The following is a 16,513-nucleotide window of genomic DNA, read 5'->3' on the forward strand; positions in this document are numbered from 1 at the left end:
CCCTTCCGGAGCTGCGTCGTGGCCAAGACCATCGCCTTTAATGTCTCAAATCGGCTCCAGCCCATCGCCGCGGCCATCCTGTGTCTCATGGCGGCGCAACTGATCACCGCCTCGTGCACGCCCGAGCCGGCGCCCTATGCGGCCCGGGCCAGCCTTACGCGGTAGGGTCTAGAGCGGCAGGCCGCCGAGCGAATAGCCGGCCCCGGCCGCGGCGGTCAGGATCTCGTCGCGGGAAAGCACGCCGGACCGGCTTGAGGCCAGGGCCCAGGCGGCGGTCGATCGCATGCCCGACTTGCAGAACAGCAGCACCGGCGCGCCGTCTTCAAGAGCCGCCTCGACCGCGTCGACGACGCCGGCGTCGGGCAGGCCCCGGGCGGGGGCGTGGACATAGTCCAGTCCCGCGGCGTGGGCCGCCGCCTCAATCTCGTCCGAGGTCGGCTGGCCCGGCTCTTCATGGTCGGGCCGATTGTTGATGATGCGGCGCACGCCCAGCGACGCCGCCTCGGCCAGGTCCTCCGGCCGGATCTGGCCGGCGACCATGACGCCGGGAACCAGTTGGCGAAAAGCCGACATCTCTCGCTCCTATTGCCGACGAACGCGCACGGCGCGGCTACGCCCGACAGTCAAAAGATAGCTGCCGAGGGTGGCGCGACGCACCCGCACCGCCTGCCCGGCCTCGTTCTGGAAGGAGACTCGCTCGCTGTCGAGCTGACGCCAGGTGCTGCCGTCGGACAGTACAAATACCCATTTGTTCTCTCCGGCCATGACGGCGCGGGTCAAAGTTGTCTCAACCGAGTCGATCCGTTCCGGGGCCGGGCCTGAGTCGAAAAGCGTGATCGCGGGCAGTTCGAAACCGAACAACTGGCGACGGGCGGCGGTAACCTGGGCCCGGTCGACGACTACCACCTCCCCCTGTTGTTGGGCGGTGTCGAGGGCTCCGGCGGCCGCGTCATAGCAGGCCAGACGGGCTTCCGGAGCTGTCACGGCGCGACAGGCGACCAGCCGGGACAGGACTTCGGGTCGTTCATTTGAAGAAGCTTGCTGAGCCGATGCTGCGCTCGCGAATGCGGCGAAACAGGTAACGGCAAAGAAGAGGGCGGGGGTCCCCTGCGGGGCTAGCGGGCGCAAACGCATGGTAGAGTTCACCAGTTCCGATTGGATTCAGGAAATTTTTCGTCTCGAACGACCTTAGCCGGGTCGCCCGTCGGGTCATAGTCGCCCCGGGAGAGAACGTGTCTCGAATACGACAGTCCCGGGGCGAGTTTGTTACACATACGTAATTGCTGTGGCGCAACACGGAACAAGGCGCCTAACCTTCGTCAGCGATCCGGAAATCCGGTCCGGGGTCAGCGAAAACCAAAACAGAGGTCGGGCCCAGCTTTCTGGAAGGAGCGGGGCCACATTCAGGAGAACGATCCTTGAGAACCCAACAAACGCGTCAACGCCTTCTGGCGACGACCATCATCACCGGGGCCGCTCTCGCGGCCTTCGCGGCTCCCGCCTTTGCGCAAACCGCGCCGGCGGCCGATCCGCAGAGCGATGAAGTCGCCGAAGTCGTCGTGACGGGCTCGCGCATTCCGCAAGCCAACCTCGTGACCACCAGCCCCGTCACCCAGGTGACCGGCGAGGACATCGACGTCCAGGGCGTCACCCGGGTCGAGGACCTGGTCACCCAGCTGCCGCAAGCCTTCACCTCGCAGAACTCGACCGTTTCGAACGGCGCGTCCGGCACGGCGACGGTTTCGCTGCGTAACCTGGGTTCGGACCGCACCCTGGTCCTGATCGACGGTCGCCGCATGGGCTACGGCTCGCCGAACGACACCGCCGCCGACCTGAACCAGATCCCCGGCCAGCTGGTCGACCGCGTTGAAGTCCTGACGGGCGGCGCCTCCGCCGTCTACGGTTCGGACGCCATCGCCGGCGTCGTCAACTTCATCATGAAGAAGGATCTGGAAGGCATCCAGATCAATGCCCAATACGGCATGTACCAGCACAACAACGACTACGACGGCACCGGCAATGTCCGCGCCGAAATTGCTCGTCGTGCGACGACCAACCCCGCCCAGTTCGCGCTGCCCGACGACAACGTGTCGGACGGTGAAAGCCGCGACATCACCATTTCGATGGGCGTCAGCTCGCCGGACGGCAAGGGCAACCTGCTGGCCTACGCCGGCTACCGCTCGAACAACGCCATCCTGCAAGCCAACCGCGACTATTCGGCCTGTACGATCGCCCTGCCGAACGGTCCCCTCGGCGCGAACACCTACACCTGCGGTGGTTCCGGCACCTCTGCCACCGGCCAGTTCAACGACTTCGCCGGCCATAACTACACCGTCTCGGGCAACACCTTCGTCCCGTTCAACAACGCGACTGACCAGTACAACTTCGGTCCGGCCAACTACTACCAGCGCCCGGACGAACGCTACACCCTGGGCGCGTTCGGTCACTACGAGATCAACGAGCACGCTGAAGCCTTCACCCAGCTGATGTTCTCGGACTACCAGTCGGTGGCCCAGATCGCTCCGTCGGGCGACTTCTTCAACACCGGCACCATCAACTGCGGAAACCCGCTGCTGTCGGCTCAACAACGGACGGCGATCCAGTGCTCTGCTGCGGACATCGCCGCCGACAACACGAAGCCCTACTATATCGGTCGTCGTAACGTCGAAGGCGGCGGTCGTCAGGACTCGATCACCTACGAATCCTACCGCGCTGTGGTCGGCCTGCGTGGCCTGATCACCGACGGCTGGAACTACGACATCGCCGCCCAGTTCTCGAAGGTCCGCCTGGCGCGTACCTACCTGAACGAGTTCTCGATCCGTCGTCTGACCAACGCCCTGGACGTCGTCAGCGACGTCAACGGCAACCCGGTCTGCCGCTCCGTCGCCAACGGCACCGACCCGAACTGCGTGCCCTACAACGTCTTCTCGGCCGGTGGCGTCACCCAGGCCGCCCTGGACTATCTGCAGGTTCCGCTGGTCAACACCGGCACGACCACGCAGCAGGTCGTCACGGCTGCCGTCACCGGCGACCTGGGCGTCTATGGCATCCAGTCGCCCTGGGCCGCCAGCGGCCTGAAGGTGGCGTTCGGCGTCGAGTACCGCCGCGACTACCTGGAAAACACCTTCGACATCACCTTCACCTCGGGTGACGGCGCGGGTCAGGGTTCGGCTCCGCAAAACATCTCGGGCGCCTCGGACGTCACCGACGTGTTCGGCGAAATCCAGGTGCCGCTGGCCGACGATCAACCCTGGGCCTATTCGGCCTCGGTCGACGCCGCCTTCCGTCACTCGGAATATTCGAACCTGTCGACGGACACCTACAAGTTCGGCGCCGACTATGCGCCGGTCCAGGACCTGCGCCTGCGGGCCAGCTTCTCGCACGCCGTTCGCGCGCCGAACGTCGTCGAACTGTTCAACCCGCAAACGGTCGGCCTCGTCGGCATTCCCCGCGATCCCTGCGGCGCGAACTTCGACAGCAACGGCAACCCGATCGCTCCGACCGCCACCCAGGCGCAATGCTTCGCCACCGGCGTGCCGAACATCAACTACGGCTCGACGGGCCTGAACAACGGCGCTGACCAGTACAACGCCCTGTTCGGCGGCAACCCGAACCTGACGCCGGAAGAAGCCGACACCTTCACCGCCGGTGTCGTGTTCACGCCGAGCTTCCTGCCGGGCTTTAACGCCTCGGTCGACTACTTCGACATCACGCTCGACAACGCCGTCAGCTCGCTCGATCCGGTCACGACCCTGGACAGCTGCTATGAGGACAACCTGGCTTCGGCCTGCGCCCTCATCCACCGCAACCCGGCCAACGGTTCGCTGTGGATCGGTTCGGGCTACATCGAAGCCACCAACATCAACATCGGTGGCGTGAAGACCTCGGGCGTGGACGTCAACGCCAGCTACGGTTTCGACCTGGCTGACCTCGGCGCCCCGTCGTACGGCTCCATGAGCCTGGCCTTCGTCGGCACCTGGGTTGAGAAGCTGGAATCGGACGATGGTCTGAACCAGGCCTCCTCGATCCAGGACTGCGTCGGCTACTACGGCAACACCGGTTGCGGCGTTCCGAACCCCGAGTGGCGCCACCGCGTCCGCCTCGGCTGGAACACGCCCTGGAACGTCTCGGTCGCCGGCACGTGGCGCTACTACAGCTCGGTCGAGTACGGCTCGAGCCTCGGTACGGAACCCACGCGTCTGGACCACGAACTGGAAGCCCAGAACTACTTCGACATCTCGGCCGACTGGCAGATCACGGACACGGTCTCGGGCCGCGTCGGTGTGAACAACGTCCTCGACCGCGATCCGCCGCTCACCTACTCGGGCGACACTTCGAAGAACGGCAACACCTACGGGCAGATCTACGACACCCTGGGTCGCTTCATGTTCGTCAGCGTCACGGCGAACTTCTAAGGAAACCTGTCGGTCCTTCGGGACCGGCGGACTTTCGACACGGAAACGGGCGGTGGATCTTCGGGTCCGCCGCCTTTTTCTTTGGAGCGGTATTTTTCTTCGCCCCGGAAAAACCATTCCAGCCCGGCAAGCGTTACGGTGCGCGCCGTCGGGATGTCCCACCGGCAAGCCGTTTCAACGACTTCGGATTCTTCATGCTGAGCCTCCTCGCCGCCGCCGCCCTGCTGTTCCAGACCCAGACGGCTCCGGCGCCGAATGAGGCCCAGGATGGGCCAATCGCCACCGCTTCCGACGCCGCGGTCGCCGAGACCCCGGCCCAACTGCGGATGCGTGAGGCGCTCGCCTACTCCAACCCCATGCCGCGCGGCGCGCCGGACCAGGACTATCCCCTGGTCGCCTGGTGCGACGCCCTGGTCAGCGGCCATGTGAAGCTGGGCGAGACCCTGACGGACCGGAATCCCGAGGATCTGGAGATCATCCGTCTGGGCAAGCTGGAAGCTGCGGACTTCCGAGGCGCACTGGCCGTGGCCCGGTCGCGCCAGTCGGCCGCCGCCCGCGCCGCCGCCGACACCGCCGCCGCCGAGGCGACCGCCCGCTGGACCGCGGTCCTGGCCCAGACCGACGAGGCGGCGCGCAGCCAGTCCTTCGGTCTGTTCTTCGGCCTGCCGGGCCGCTGCGAACACGCCGCCCGCCGCATCCGCGAGAACATCACCACCCCGCCGGCGACGCTGGAAGAGGTCGGCTTGAAGAGCGAGGGCGTGGAGCAGGCGCAGTAGGCGGTTGGCCCTCTCCCTCTGGGAGAGGGTTTTGTTTTTAGGCCGCCGCGCCTCGCGCAGCCTGACCGGGCTCGTAGTTGAGGATCGGGGCCAGCCAGCGTTCGGCGGTCTCGACGTCCCAGCCCTTGCGACGGGCATAGTCCTCGATCTGGTCGCGATCGATCTTGCCGACGCCGAAATAGTGGCTGCCCGGATGGCCGAAGTAGAGGCCCGAGACCGAGGCCGGGGGCGTCATGGCGAAGCTTTCGGTCAGGGCCATGCCCGCGTTTTCGCCCGCGTTGAGCAGGCGGAACAGGGTCGCCTTCTCCGTATGGTCGGGCTGGGCCGGATAGCCGGGGGCGGGGCGAATGCCCTGATATTGTTCGGCGATCAGGTCATCGACGCTGGTCGTCTCCTCGGCCGCATAGCCCCAGAGCTGCGTGCGGACCTCCTTGTGCAGCCGTTCGGCGAAGGCCTCGGCCAGGCGGTCGGCCAGGGCTGCGGCCATGATCGACGAATAGTCGTCGCCGGCGTCCTTGAACGCCTTGGCCTTCTCCAGCTCGCCATGGCCGGCGGTGACGGCGAAGGCGCCGATATAGTCCTCGCCCTCTTCCGCGATGAAGTCCGACAGCGCCAGGTTGGGCTTGCCGTTCGTCTTGGCGATCTGCTGGCGCAGGGTGTGGAAGCGGGCGATCTCGTCGGTGCGGCTCTCGTCGGCGAAGACGGCGACGTCGTCGCCAACGGCGCGGGCCGGCCAGAAGCCGACGACGCCCTTGGCCGTGAACCACTTCTCCTCGACGATCCGCTTCAGCATCGCTTGCGCGTCGGCGAACAGGTCCTTCGCCGCCTGGCCCACGATCTCGTCCTCGAGGATCAGCGGATAGCGGCCGATCAGCTCCCAGCTGGCGAAGAAGGGCGTCCAGTCGATGTGGTCGGCCAGATCCTGCAGGTCCCAGCTGTCGAAGGCGCGCACGCCGATGAAGGACGGCTTGCCGGGCATGCGATCAGCCGGGTCGGGCAGGAAACGGTTGGCCCGCGCCTGAACGAGGCTGGCGCGCGCCTTGACCTCCTGGCCGCGGGCGTACTGCTCGCGGATGCGGACGTATTCGTCGCGGGTGGCGGCCTCGTTCTTCGCACGCTCGGTCTTCGACAGCAGGCCAGAGACCACGCCCACGGCGCGCGAGGCGTCGATGACATAGGTGGTCGAGCCGCGATGGTAGCCAGGCTCGATCTTCACCGCCGTATGGGTGCGGCTGGTGGTGGCGCCGCCGATCAGCAGGGGGATGTCGAAGCCGCGCCGCTCCATCTCGCGCGCCACGAAGACCATCTCGTCCAGCGAGGGGGTGATCAGACCCGACAGGCCGACGATGTCGACGTTGTGCTCCTTCGCGGCGTCCAGGATGCGGTCGGCCGGAACCATGACGCCCAGGTCGATGACCTCGTAGTTATTGCACTGGAGAACGACGCCGACGATGTTCTTGCCGATGTCGTGGACGTCGCCCTTGACGGTGGCCATCAGGATGCGGCCGGCCTGTTCGCGCGGCTTGCCGGCCTTTTCGGCCTCCATGAAGGGTTCCAGCCAGGCGACGGCCTGCTTCATGACGCGGGCCGACTTCACCACCTGCGGCAGGAACATCTTGCCCGAGCCGAACAGGTCGCCGACCACATTCATCCCGTCCATCAGCGGACCTTCGATGACGTGCAGCGGCCGGTCGAAGGACAGGCGGGCCTCTTCGGTGTCGGCGTCGATGAACTCGGTGATGCCATTGACCAGGGCGTGCTCGATGCGCTTGCCGACGGGGGCGTTGCGCCATTCCAGATTGACGACCCTGGCCTCGGTCTTGTCGCCCTTGAAGCCCGGGGCGATGTCCACCAGTCGTTCGGTGTTGGAGACGTTTGTACGCTGGGGCCGGTTCAGGATCACGTCCTCGACGGCCTCGCGCAGCACGGGGTCAATGTCGGAATAGACCGGCAGGTCGCCGGCGTTGACGATGCCCATGTCCATGCCGGCGGCGATGGCGTGGTACAGGAAGACGGAGTGGATGGCCCGGCGGACCGGCTCATTGCCGCGGAAGCTGAACGAGACGTTCGACACCCCGCCCGAGACGCGGGCGTAGGGCAGGGTCTCCTTGATGACCTTCGTCGCCTCGATGAAGTCGACGGCATAGTTGTCGTGCTCCTCGATCCCCGTCGCCACGGCGAAGATGTTGGGGTCGAAGATGATGTCCTCGGGCGGGAAGCCGACCTCGTCCACCAGGATGCGGTAGGCGCGGGTGCAGATCTCGATCTTGCGCGCGGCGGTGTCGGCCTGACCCACTTCGTCGAAGGCCATGACCACGACGGCGGCGCCGTAGCGCAGACAGGCCACTGCCTGTTCGCGGAACTTGTCCTCGCCCTCCTTCATGGAGATGGAGTTGACGATGGGCTTGCCCTGGACGCACTTCAGCCCGGCCTCGATCACCTCCCACTTGGAACTGTCGATCATCACCGGCACGCGGGCGATGTCGGGCTCGGCCGCGATCAGGTTGAGGAAGGTGATCATGGCCTGCTTCGAATCCAGCAGGCCCTCGTCCATGTTTATGTCGATGACGGCGGCGCCGGCCTCGACCTGCTGACGCGCGACATCGAGCGCGGCGGTATAGTTCCCCTCGACGATCAGCTTACGGAATTTGGCCGAACCGGTGACGTTGGTTCGTTCGCCGATGTTGAGATAGGCAGGACGCAAGACAGGGTATCCTTAGTGGGCGGTCGCCGCGGGGGTGCGGGCGGCCGTGACCTCGACCTCGATCAGAAAGCCGGGGCCGGCGAGGCCCGCGACCTGCACCGTCGAGCGCGAGGGGCGGTTAGGTTGTTCGGCCGTGCCGAAATATTTGCCGTAGGCCTTCATCATCCCGGCGAAGTCCATGCGGTCCGATCCCGGCGCGGCGGTCAGATAGACGGTCATGGAGACAACGTCGCCCATGGTCAGGCCGCGCGTGGCCAGAAGGCGTTCGATCTTGGCGAAGGTGGAGGCGGCTTGGGTCTCGGTGTCGCCATAGGCGGCGACGGTTCCCGCGGGCGCCGTGGCGTCGGCGACGTCAGGCAACTGGCCCGACAGGAAGATCAGCTCGGTCCCGGCGGGCACGGTCACCGTCGAGGCGATGAAGGCGGTGGGAGAGGGGTAGGTGCGTTCGATCGTCGACGAAGGCGCGGTCGGCGACGTGGTCTGGGCGAGGGCCGGGGCGGCGAAGGCGGCGAGCAGGGCGGCGGCAGTGAGGGTCTTGAACATCGTCACGGTCTCCTTCAGGCGGCTTGAGCTTGGCGACGGGCGGCGATGGCGTTGACGGCGCGCCAGCCCGAGACGATGGCGCCCTGTTGCCAGGCGCCGACGTGGCTGAGGTGCTCGCCCGCGAACAGGTACGGGCCGTCGGGATCGTTCATCAGCGTATAGCCTGCGGGGTCCTCCTGGGCCACCTCGCCGGCGATGCCGAGGTTGAACGGAATCTGGCCCCAGTGGACAGTGACGCCGTCGGTCAGCTTGCCCGACTGGCCGGGGTGCAGCCGTTCGACCGTCTCACGCGCATAGGCCTGGCCCTCGGCCAGCGGCAGGGAGCCCAGCCGCGTCGCGGGCCGCGCGAAGCTGTAGCCGGCGACGAGGATGCCCGTGGGATGCAGGAAGCGGCCCGACGGATACCAGGTCATCAGGGTGTCGCGGTCGGTGAACGACAGGCCGCCGTAGATCTGGTCGCGGCTCTCCCAGAAGCGCGGCGACTGGAAGGCGATCTTGACCGAGTCGCCGTACACCGCGTTCTTCACGACGGCCTGACGATTGGCCGAGAAGTCGTTCTCGATCCCGGCCAGGACCGGGAAGGGGATGGTGCAGATACAGTGGTCGGCGGCGACGGCGTGGCTGGCGCCCGCCCGGTCCTTCCAGGTCACCTCGACGCCCGCCCCCTTGCGCTTCAGGCCGGTGACTTGGGCGTTCAGGGTGATGGCGCGGCCCAGCTTCTCGGCGAAGGCCATGGGGATGCGGTCCATGCCCCCGACCGGCTGGAGCATGGTCGCCTGCATGTCGATGATGTCGTGGAAGGTCGGCGCCCCCCAGGCCGCCGGATGCAGAAGGGAGGCCAGGATCATGGCGTCGCGCGGCTTGCCGACGACATCCCCGGCACCCGGTTCGATCATCAGGCCCGAGGTCTCGCTGTGGCGGAAGGCGAGGTCCGGATCCAGCCCGCCCCAGCCGATCAGATTCTCGACCAGCCGGGCCTGGTCCTCGGCGCCCAGAGCCGTATCAACGCCGCCATTCTTCACCCCCTTGGCCAGCAGGGAGGCGACATGGCCGCGGACATTGTGGATGGCCTGACGCATCTGCATCGGCTTGCCGCCGTTGAAGCCCTCGGCCTGGATAAGGGCGCTTTCGGAGTGGTTGACCAGCACCTCGATCTCGACGCCCAGCTCCTGGCAGTAGCCGAGCGTGGCTTGATGGTGGCTGGGGATACGGCCTGGGCCGGCGTTGAAATACTGGCCGTCTTCAAACGTGCAGGTCTGTTCGGGCTTGTCGGTGTGGGCGATCTTCGAGCCGCGCCGGACGGTCCAGTTGCGTCCCCCGACCCGGTCGCGGGCCTCCAGCACGGTGACGGCGTATCCGGCCTTTTTCAGCTCCCAGGCGGCGCTCAGTCCGGCCAGGCCGGCGCCGAGGATGACCACGCTGGATCCATTGCCCGAGCCGGGCTGAAGGGACGGGGTCTCGGCGTGGGCGACGCCGTCATCGACCAGACCCATGGCCCGCATGGCCATATACATCCCGCCGGTCCCGGCTGCCGCCGCCAACCGTGTCAGAAACGCCCGCCTCGTCCCGCTCATGATTCAGCCCCTTTTCGCAGATGCGAGAAGAGCAACACGCTTCCGGAAGCGTGACCACAGAAAAGGACGGGCGCGGACAGTCATCCTGCCATTTCGAAGGGCTCAAGCCCCGACAGTCGCATGGCCACCGGACGCTCCGGGATGGGGCGCGGCGGCAGTTTCGAAACGCCCCGGGCGACGTGGGCGATGTGGTCTGGCGTCGTGCCGCAGCAGCCGCCGACGATATTGACCAGACCGGCCTCGGCCCATTCCTCGATGAAGTGGGCGGTCTCGTGCGGCTCCTCGTCGTACTGGCCCATGGCGTTGGGCAGGCCGGCGTTGGGATAGGCAGCGACCAGTGTGTCGGCGACGCGGCTCAGTTCGGCGATGAAGGGCCGCATCAGATCGGCGCCGAGGGCGCAGTTGAAGCCGATGGCGAAGGGCTTGGCGTGGCGCACCGAGTTCCAGAAGGCCTCGGCCGTCTGGCCCGACAGGGTGCGGCCCGAGCGGTCGGTGATGGTGCCCGAGATCCAGATCGGCAGGGCCTCCATGCCCTCGTCCTCAAGGTCCTTGATGGCCTTGATCGCCGCCTTGCAGTTCAGCGTGTCGGTGATGGTCTCGATCAGATAGAGGTCGACGCCGCCCTCGTTAAGCGCCTTCACCTGCTGGCGATAGGCCTCATAGACCTGGTCGAAGGTCACCAGCCGGGCGCCCGGATCGTTCACGTCGGACGACATCGACAGCATCTTGTTCAGCGGGCCGATGGAGCCGGCGGCGAAGCGCGGCTTGTGCGGCTCCTTCTCGGTCCAGCGGTCGGCGGCGGCGCGGGCCAGTTTCGCGCCTTCCAGATTGATGTCCCAGACCGCCTGTTCGTCCAGCTTGTAGTCGTCCTGGGCGATGACGGTGCCGGAGAAGGTGTTGGTCTCGGAGATGTCGGCGCCAGCGCCGAAATACTGGTCGTGCAGGTCACTGATGACGTCCGGGCGGGTGATGCACAGGATGTCATTGTTGCCCTTCATCTGCTCCTTCTCGTCATAGCCGTTGGCTGTGACGAAGCGGTCGCCGCGGAAGTCGTGCTCTTCCAGGCCGCGGCGCTGGATCATCACGCCCCAGGAGCCGTCGAGGACCAGGATGCGCTCTTTCGCGGCCTTGTGCAGGGCGGCGATGCGTTCGGCGCGGGAGAGGGGAGAGGTCATCTTACGCAACGGCTTTCTGTTCGCGGACGCCCAGAACGCGGCAGATCGCATAGACCAGGTCGGCGCGGTTCAGGGTGTAGAAGTGGAAGTCCTGGAAGCCCTCTTCCTGCAGCCGGGCGCAGGTTTCGGCGGCGACCGAGGCGGCCAGCAGCTTGCGGGTTTCGGGATCGTCATCCAGGCCGTCGAAATGGTTGGCGAGCCACTGGGGCACCGAGGCGCCGCATGATGCGCTCATCCGCTGCAGGCCCGCGAAATTGGACACCGGCATAATGCCCGGCAGCAGGGGCGCGTCGATTCCGGCCGCGCGGATACGGTCGCGGAAGCGCAGGAAGGCGTCGATGTCGAAGAAGAACTGGCTGATCAACCGGGTCGCGCCCGCGTCAATCTTGGCCTTGATGACGTCGATGTCGTGGTCGATCGACGGGCTTTCCGGATGCTTCTCCGGATAGGCGCCGACCGAGATGTCGAAGCCGCCGACGCGGCTGATGGCCTGGGCCAGTTCGGTGGCGTTGGCGTATCCGTCGGCGCGGGGCGTATAGACGCCGCCGATGCCGGACGCTCCGGGCGGATCGCCGCGCAGGGCCACGATGTGGTCGACGCCGATGGCCTTGTAGCTCTCGATCACCTCATCGACCTCGTCGCGCGAGGCCTCGACGCAGGTCAGGTGGGCGGCCGGGCGCAGGGTGGTCTCGGTCAGCATCCGCTGGACCGTGCGGTGGGTGCGTTCGCGTGTCGAGCCGCCCGCGCCATAGGTCACGGAGACGAAGGCGGGGTTCAGCGGCTCCAGCCGGCGCACGGCCTCCCACAGGGTTTCCTCGGCCTTGTCGGTCTTGGGGGGGAAGAACTCGAACGAGACCCGCACCGGATTGGCGTTGTCGCCGGCGCGGGCGACGGGGCCCAGCGGCGAGAGCAGCAGGGCACGGGCGGCGGCCAAGCCCTGGGAAGGGCTCTGGAGGGAGGCGGCGGAAGCCATCAGGCGGCCTTTCGGGAATCAGAGGAGGCGGCGCGCAGGCCGGTCCAGATGGTGACGGTCAGGCCGTCCGCGTCGGGTGGCAGGGCCACCGGCGGCAAGGCGGTCAGGCCGCAGTCGTTGAGCCAGCCGGCGATCTCTTCGTCGGCGAAGCCCAGACGGCGGTGCTGGTGTTCCTCGCGCAGGGCCTCCATCTCGTGGGGAGCGAAATCGACGATCAGGATGCGTCCGCCGGGCGCCACCAGTCGCGCGGCCTCGACCACGGCGGCGTGGGGGTCGGCCAGATAGTGGAGCACCTGGTGCACGATCACCAGATCGGCGCTGGCCGAGGGCAGGCGGGTCGCGAAGATGTCGCCGTGTCTCAGCTCGACCTTCTCGACGCCCGCGCGGGCGACGTTCGACCGGGCGATGTTGAGCATGTTGTGGCTGAGATCCAGCCCGACCGACATCTTCGCCTTCTTGCCCAGAAGGGTCAGCATCCGGCCCGAGCCGGTGCCGAGATCGACCACCCGCTCGAACGGGCCGGGTCCGGCGGCGGCCTCGACCGCGCTTTCAACGGCGGTCTCGGCGACATAGAGGGAGCGGATGCGGTCCCACTGGGGGGCGACCTGTTCGAAATAGGCGGCGGCGGCGGCGGCGCGTTCGTCGCGAACCTCATCAAGGCGGCGATGGTCGGCCTCGCCCTCGGAATCGTCCAGCAGGTCCAGCACCGTCTCGACCAGACGCCGCGCCAGCGGGTCCGAGGAGATGCGGTAAAAGACACGGGCCCCGTCCGGGAAACGTTCGATCAATCCGGCGTCGGCCATCAGTTTGAGGTGCCGCGAGACCCTCGGCTGGCTCTGCTGCAGCACCCGCGACAGCTCCATCACCGACAGTTCCTCGCCGGTCAGCAGCGACAGCACCCGCAGCCGGGTGGGTTCGCCGGCGGCGCGAAGGGCGTCGATCGTCTGATCAGCGGACAGGCTCATGGCTTTATATAAAGATATCCTTATATGATTTTGCAAGGAAGAAACGCAGGCGCCCGGGCGGGATCGGGGATAATGATCGAATTCCCGCGACGGAAGGCCGCAGGGCCGTCGTTCAACGGGAGTCTTCAGGAGATTTTCCCATGATCCGCCTCGCTCTCGCCGCTGCCGCCGTTCTGGCCGCCGCCCCCTTCGCCGCTTCCGCCCAGCAGGGTCCGGGTGGCGGGATGATGGGCGGCATGGGCCAGATGGGCCCCTTCACCCTGGCCCAGATGCAGGAGCGGTCCGACGCCCGCTTCCACAACCTGGACACCAACCACGACGGTTCCCTGACCGGCGCCGAACTGACCCCGCCCCCGACCCCCGGCAGCATGATGAGCGCCGGCCGCGGCATGGAGCGCGCCGACGCCAACCACGACGGCACGGTCACCCTGGACGAATATCACGCCATGTCGGCGGCCCTGTTCGCCCGTCTGGACGCCAACCACGACGGCACGGTCACCCCGGAAGAGCTGCAGGCCATGCGCGGCATGATGCGTCAGGGCGGCGGCCAGGGCGGCCCCGGCGGCGGCATGCCTCAAGGCGGCATGCCTCAAGGCGGCATGCCCGAAGGCGGTATGCAGCCGCCCTCCGGCGAGTAATTCCTTAGTCCCGGATGGGGGTCTTCAACGGTTCGCCGGCGAAGACCGCCGCCAGGTTCTGGACCATCAGCATCAACATGCCCTGCACCGCCTCTGTCGTGGCCCCGGCGGTGTGGGGCGTGAGCACGGTGTTGGGCACATCCGCCCAGTCGGCAGGGTCCACGGGCTCATGGGTGAAGACGTCCAGCGCCGCCTGACCCAGCGCGCCGGACTTGAGCGCCGCGATCACGGCCTCCTCGTCCAGCACTTGGCCGCGCGAGACATTGACCAGCAAGCCTGACGGACCCAGCGCCTCCACAACCTCTTTCGAGATCAGGCCGACATTGCTGTCGTCCACCCGGCAGGCGACGACCAGGATGTCGCTGTCCTTCGCCAGTTCGAGCAGGGTCGCCGCGCGCGGCCAGTCGGCGGGGCGGTCGCGCGGCCCCCACCAGCGCACCGCAATCCGCATCGCCTCGGCGCGACGCGCCACCGCCTGACCGATCAGGCCCAGCCCGACGATCCCGACCTTCTGTCCCTTCAGCGAGGGGGTGAGGATGCGCGTCTCCGGCGTCCATTCGCCCGCGCGCAGATGGCGGTCGCCCTCGACGATCTTGCGCCTCGCCGCCAGGATCAGGCCGATGGCGTGGTCGGCGACGTCCTCGTGATTGACCCCCGGCGCATGGGTCACCGGCAGGCCGCGCGCCCGGCACCAGTCGACATCGATCCGGTCGTAGCCCGAGGTGAAACAGGCGACCAGCTTGAGGTTCGGCAGTCGTTCGATCAGCGCCTTGTCGAGCTCGAACTCGCCCGCCACCACAATCGCCCCGATCCGCGCCTCGACCTCCGCCGGCGGCCCTTCCCAGAAGCGATAGACGTCGTAAGCGCCCTCCAGAAACGGCGTCAGCTGCCCGAGATGGCGCTGCATGATCAGAACGGCGGGGCGGGTGGTCATGGGGCCAGATTACGCCGGCCGTCGACAGACGCCACCCGAAACGAAAACGGCCTCCCGCGAGGGAGGCCGTTCACATCGGAGCCGGTTGAAATCAGCGCCCGAACTTCTGGAACTTGATCCGGTGGGGGATCAGGCTGTCGGCGCCCAGGCGGCGCTTCTTGTCTTCTTCATAGGCCTCGAAGTTGCCTTCGAACCATTCGACGTGGCTGTCGCCCTCGAAGGCCAGGATGTGGGTCGCCAGACGGTCGAGGAACCAGCGGTCGTGGGAGATGACCACGGCGCAGCCGGCGAACTCTTCCAGCGCCTCTTCGAGGTTCTGCAGGGTCTCGATGTCCAGGTCGTTGGTCGGTTCGTCGAGCAGGATCAGGTTGCCGCCGGTCGCCAGGGTCTTGGCCAGGTGGACGCGGTTGCGCTCACCGCCGGACAGCTGGCCGACCTTCTTCTGCTGGTCGCCGCCCTTGAAGTTGAACGAGCCGACATAGGCACGAGTGTTGATCTCGCGCTTACCGACCAGCATCACGTCGGTGCCGCCGGAGACTTCTTCCCAGATGGTCTTGTTGGGATCGAGCGCGTCACGCGACTGGTCGACATAGGCCAGCTTGACCGTCTCGCCGACCTTGACCGTGCCGCCATCGGGCGTTTCCTGGCCGGTGATCAGCTTGAACATGGTCGACTTGCCGGCGCCGTTGGGGCCGATGACGCCGACGATGCCGTTGGGCGGCAGTTTGAAGGTCAGGTTGTCGAACAGGACCTTGTCGCCATAGGACTTCTGCAGGCCCTCGACCTCCAGAACGACATTGCCGAGGCGCGGGCCGGGCGGGATCTGGATGACGGCGTGGGTCTGGGCCTGACGCGAGTTCTCCTGCTCGGAGACCATCTTCTCATAGGCGGCCAGACGGGCCTTGGACTTGGCCTGACGGGCCTTGGCGCCCGAACGGACCCATTCCAGTTCGCGGGTGAGGGCGCGCTGGCGGGCTTCGGATTCCGACTGCTCCTGCACGACGCGCTTCTGCTTCTGCTCCAGCCAGCCGGAGTAGTTGCCTTCGTAGGGGATGCCCTTGCCGCGATCGAGTTCGAGCGTCCACTTGGTGACGAGGTCGAGGAAGTAACGGTCGTGGGTCACCAGGATGACGCAGCCGGGGAAGGCTTCCAGATGGTGCTGCAGCCAGGCGACGCTTTCGGCGTCCAGGTGGTTGGTCGGTTCGTCGAGCAGCAGCATGTCGGGCTTGGACAGCAGCAGGCGGGCCAGGGCCACGCGACGCTTCTCACCGCCGGACAGGTTGGTGGTCATCCAGTCGTCCGGCGGGCAACGCAGGGCGTCCATGGCCATTTCGATGCGGCTGTCGATGTCCCAGACGTCGCCGGCGTCGATCTTCTCCTGAAGGGCGGTCATCTCCTCCATGAGTTCGTCCGAGTATTCCTCGGCCATTTCCATGGCGATGGCGTTGAAGCGGTTGACCCACTGCTTCTCTTCGCACCAGGCCTCGACGTTCTCACGAACGGTCAGGGCGTCGTCGAGGTGGGGCTCCTGCTCCAGATAGCCGCGCTTGACGCCGTCGGCGGCCTTGGCCTCGCCGGTGAACTCGCTGTCCAGTCCGGCCATGATCTTCAGCAGGGTGGACTTACCCGAGCCGTTGACGCCGACGACGCCGATCTTGGCGTCGTTGTAGAAGCTCAACCAGATGTTTTCGAAGATCTTTTTGCCGCCAGGGAAGGTCTTGGTCAGACCCTGCATCTGGAAAATATATTGCTGCGCCATGGGGAGCGGTGCGCCCTTCGGGTTCGTCGGAAATGGGAATAGGGGCGGGATGTAGCG

14 protein-coding genes are annotated in these 16,513 nt (G+C 66.7%); 4 read left to right on the top strand and 10 right to left on the bottom strand.

Annotated elements, in window-relative coordinates:
* Nucleotides 1-18: 18 nt before the first annotated feature.
* A complete protein-coding gene (locus AC1ROD_RS14900; protein WP_492949045.1) occupies nt 19-165 on the top strand; it encodes a hypothetical protein in 147 nt (48 codons plus the stop codon).
* A gap of 3 nt (nt 166-168) precedes the next feature.
* Here AC1ROD_RS14900 and AC1ROD_RS14905 read toward each other — a convergent pair whose 3' ends face one another.
* Entirely contained in the window at nt 169-573 is a 405-nt protein-coding gene (locus AC1ROD_RS14905; protein WP_492949046.1) for a protein tyrosine phosphatase family protein, read from the bottom strand.
* Between the two features lie 9 nt (nt 574-582).
* On the bottom strand, nt 583-1,134 hold the full coding sequence (locus tag AC1ROD_RS14910; protein ID WP_492949047.1) for a hypothetical protein: 552 nt from the start codon (nt 1,132-1,134) through the stop codon (nt 583-585).
* 284 nt (nt 1,135-1,418) lie between these two features.
* On the opposite strand from AC1ROD_RS14910, the gene AC1ROD_RS14915 reads away from it, so the two are divergent.
* Together AC1ROD_RS14915 and AC1ROD_RS14920 are read left to right on the top strand one after the other, a co-directional pair.
* Nucleotides 1,419-4,415, top strand: coding sequence for a TonB-dependent receptor domain-containing protein (locus tag AC1ROD_RS14915; RefSeq protein WP_492949048.1), 2,997 nt, complete (start codon nt 1,419-1,421; stop codon nt 4,413-4,415).
* Between the two features lie 194 nt (nt 4,416-4,609).
* A complete protein-coding gene (locus tag AC1ROD_RS14920) occupies nt 4,610-5,191 on the top strand; it encodes a hypothetical protein (protein ID WP_492949049.1) in 582 nt (193 codons plus the stop codon).
* Between the two features lie 37 nt (nt 5,192-5,228).
* Here the strand turns inward: AC1ROD_RS14920 and metH are convergent, their stop codons facing one another.
* The 6 genes from metH to AC1ROD_RS14950 all read right to left on the bottom strand — a co-directional run bounded on the left by metH (nt 5,229) and on the right by AC1ROD_RS14950 (nt 13,125).
* Nucleotides 5,229-7,895, bottom strand: a complete 2,667-nt coding sequence (metH, locus tag AC1ROD_RS14925) for a methionine synthase (protein WP_492949050.1) — start codon at nt 7,893-7,895, stop codon at nt 5,229-5,231.
* 12 nt (nt 7,896-7,907) lie between these two features.
* Nucleotides 7,908-8,438, bottom strand: a complete 531-nt coding sequence (locus tag AC1ROD_RS14930; RefSeq protein WP_492949051.1) for a RidA family protein — start codon at nt 8,436-8,438, stop codon at nt 7,908-7,910.
* A 14-nt stretch (nt 8,439-8,452) separates the two neighbouring features.
* The gene (locus AC1ROD_RS14935) at nt 8,453-10,012 is read right to left on the bottom strand and encodes a flavin monoamine oxidase family protein (RefSeq protein ID WP_492949052.1); all 1,560 of its coding nucleotides are present in this window, start codon (nt 10,010-10,012) and stop codon (nt 8,453-8,455) included.
* 80 nt (nt 10,013-10,092) lie between these two features.
* Nucleotides 10,093-11,187, bottom strand: coding sequence for a homocysteine S-methyltransferase family protein (locus tag AC1ROD_RS14940; protein WP_492949053.1), 1,095 nt, complete (start codon nt 11,185-11,187; stop codon nt 10,093-10,095).
* 1 nt (nt 11,188) lies between these two features.
* Nucleotides 11,189-12,160 carry a methylenetetrahydrofolate reductase [NAD(P)H] gene (gene metF / locus AC1ROD_RS14945; protein WP_492949054.1) on the bottom strand — a complete coding sequence of 324 codons (972 nt, stop codon included), beginning with the start codon at nt 12,158-12,160 and terminating at the stop codon, nt 11,189-11,191.
* Nucleotides 12,160-13,125 carry an ArsR/SmtB family transcription factor gene (locus AC1ROD_RS14950; protein WP_492949055.1) on the bottom strand — a complete coding sequence of 322 codons (966 nt, stop codon included), beginning with the start codon at nt 13,123-13,125 and terminating at the stop codon, nt 12,160-12,162. Before AC1ROD_RS14950 ends, metF begins: the two co-directional genes overlap by 1 nt.
* Before the next feature lie 140 nt (nt 13,126-13,265).
* Between AC1ROD_RS14950 and AC1ROD_RS14955 the strand changes: the two genes are divergently transcribed.
* Nucleotides 13,266-13,763, top strand: a complete 498-nt coding sequence (locus tag AC1ROD_RS14955; RefSeq protein WP_492949056.1) for an EF-hand domain-containing protein — start codon at nt 13,266-13,268, stop codon at nt 13,761-13,763.
* 4 nt (nt 13,764-13,767) lie between these two features.
* On the opposite strand, the gene AC1ROD_RS14960 is transcribed toward AC1ROD_RS14955, so the two are convergent.
* Together AC1ROD_RS14960 and ettA are read right to left on the bottom strand one after the other, a co-directional pair.
* Nucleotides 13,768-14,697 carry a 2-hydroxyacid dehydrogenase gene (locus AC1ROD_RS14960; protein ID WP_492949057.1) on the bottom strand — a complete coding sequence of 310 codons (930 nt, stop codon included), beginning with the start codon at nt 14,695-14,697 and terminating at the stop codon, nt 13,768-13,770.
* 91 nt (nt 14,698-14,788) lie between these two features.
* Nucleotides 14,789-16,456: an energy-dependent translational throttle protein EttA gene (gene ettA / locus AC1ROD_RS14965; RefSeq protein ID WP_207870882.1), complete on the bottom strand. Its 1,668-nt coding sequence runs from the start codon at nt 16,454-16,456 to the stop codon at nt 14,789-14,791.
* Between the last annotated feature and the right edge of the window lie 57 nt (nt 16,457-16,513).

This window comes from Brevundimonas sp. GW821-FHT12E07 (assembly GCF_058807035.1).

Excerpts from the sequence above, each read along its gene's own strand:
- AC1ROD_RS14905 (WP_492949046.1), bottom strand. The coding sequence starts at position 573 with ATGTCGGCTTTTCGCCAACTGGTTCCCGGCGTCATGGTCGCCGGCCAG.
- AC1ROD_RS14910 (WP_492949047.1), bottom strand. The coding sequence starts at position 1,134 with ATGCGTTTGCGCCCGCTAGCCCCGCAGGGGACCCCCGCCCTCTTCTTT.
- AC1ROD_RS14920 (WP_492949049.1), top strand. The coding sequence starts at position 4,610 with ATGCTGAGCCTCCTCGCCGCCGCCGCCCTGCTGTTCCAGACCCAGACG.
- AC1ROD_RS14930 (WP_492949051.1), bottom strand. The coding sequence starts at position 8,438 with ATGTTCAAGACCCTCACTGCCGCCGCCCTGCTCGCCGCCTTCGCCGCC.
- AC1ROD_RS14935 (WP_492949052.1), bottom strand. The coding sequence starts at position 10,012 with ATGAGCGGGACGAGGCGGGCGTTTCTGACACGGTTGGCGGCGGCAGCC.
- AC1ROD_RS14940 (WP_492949053.1), bottom strand. The coding sequence starts at position 11,187 with ATGACCTCTCCCCTCTCCCGCGCCGAACGCATCGCCGCCCTGCACAAG.
- metF (WP_492949054.1), bottom strand. The coding sequence starts at position 12,160 with ATGGCTTCCGCCGCCTCCCTCCAGAGCCCTTCCCAGGGCTTGGCCGCC.
- AC1ROD_RS14950 (WP_492949055.1), bottom strand. The coding sequence starts at position 13,125 with ATGAGCCTGTCCGCTGATCAGACGATCGACGCCCTTCGCGCCGCCGGC.
- AC1ROD_RS14955 (WP_492949056.1), top strand. The coding sequence starts at position 13,266 with ATGATCCGCCTCGCTCTCGCCGCTGCCGCCGTTCTGGCCGCCGCCCCC.
- AC1ROD_RS14960 (WP_492949057.1), bottom strand. The coding sequence starts at position 14,697 with ATGACCACCCGCCCCGCCGTTCTGATCATGCAGCGCCATCTCGGGCAG.
- ettA (WP_207870882.1), bottom strand. The coding sequence starts at position 16,456 with ATGGCGCAGCAATATATTTTCCAGATGCAGGGTCTGACCAAGACCTTC.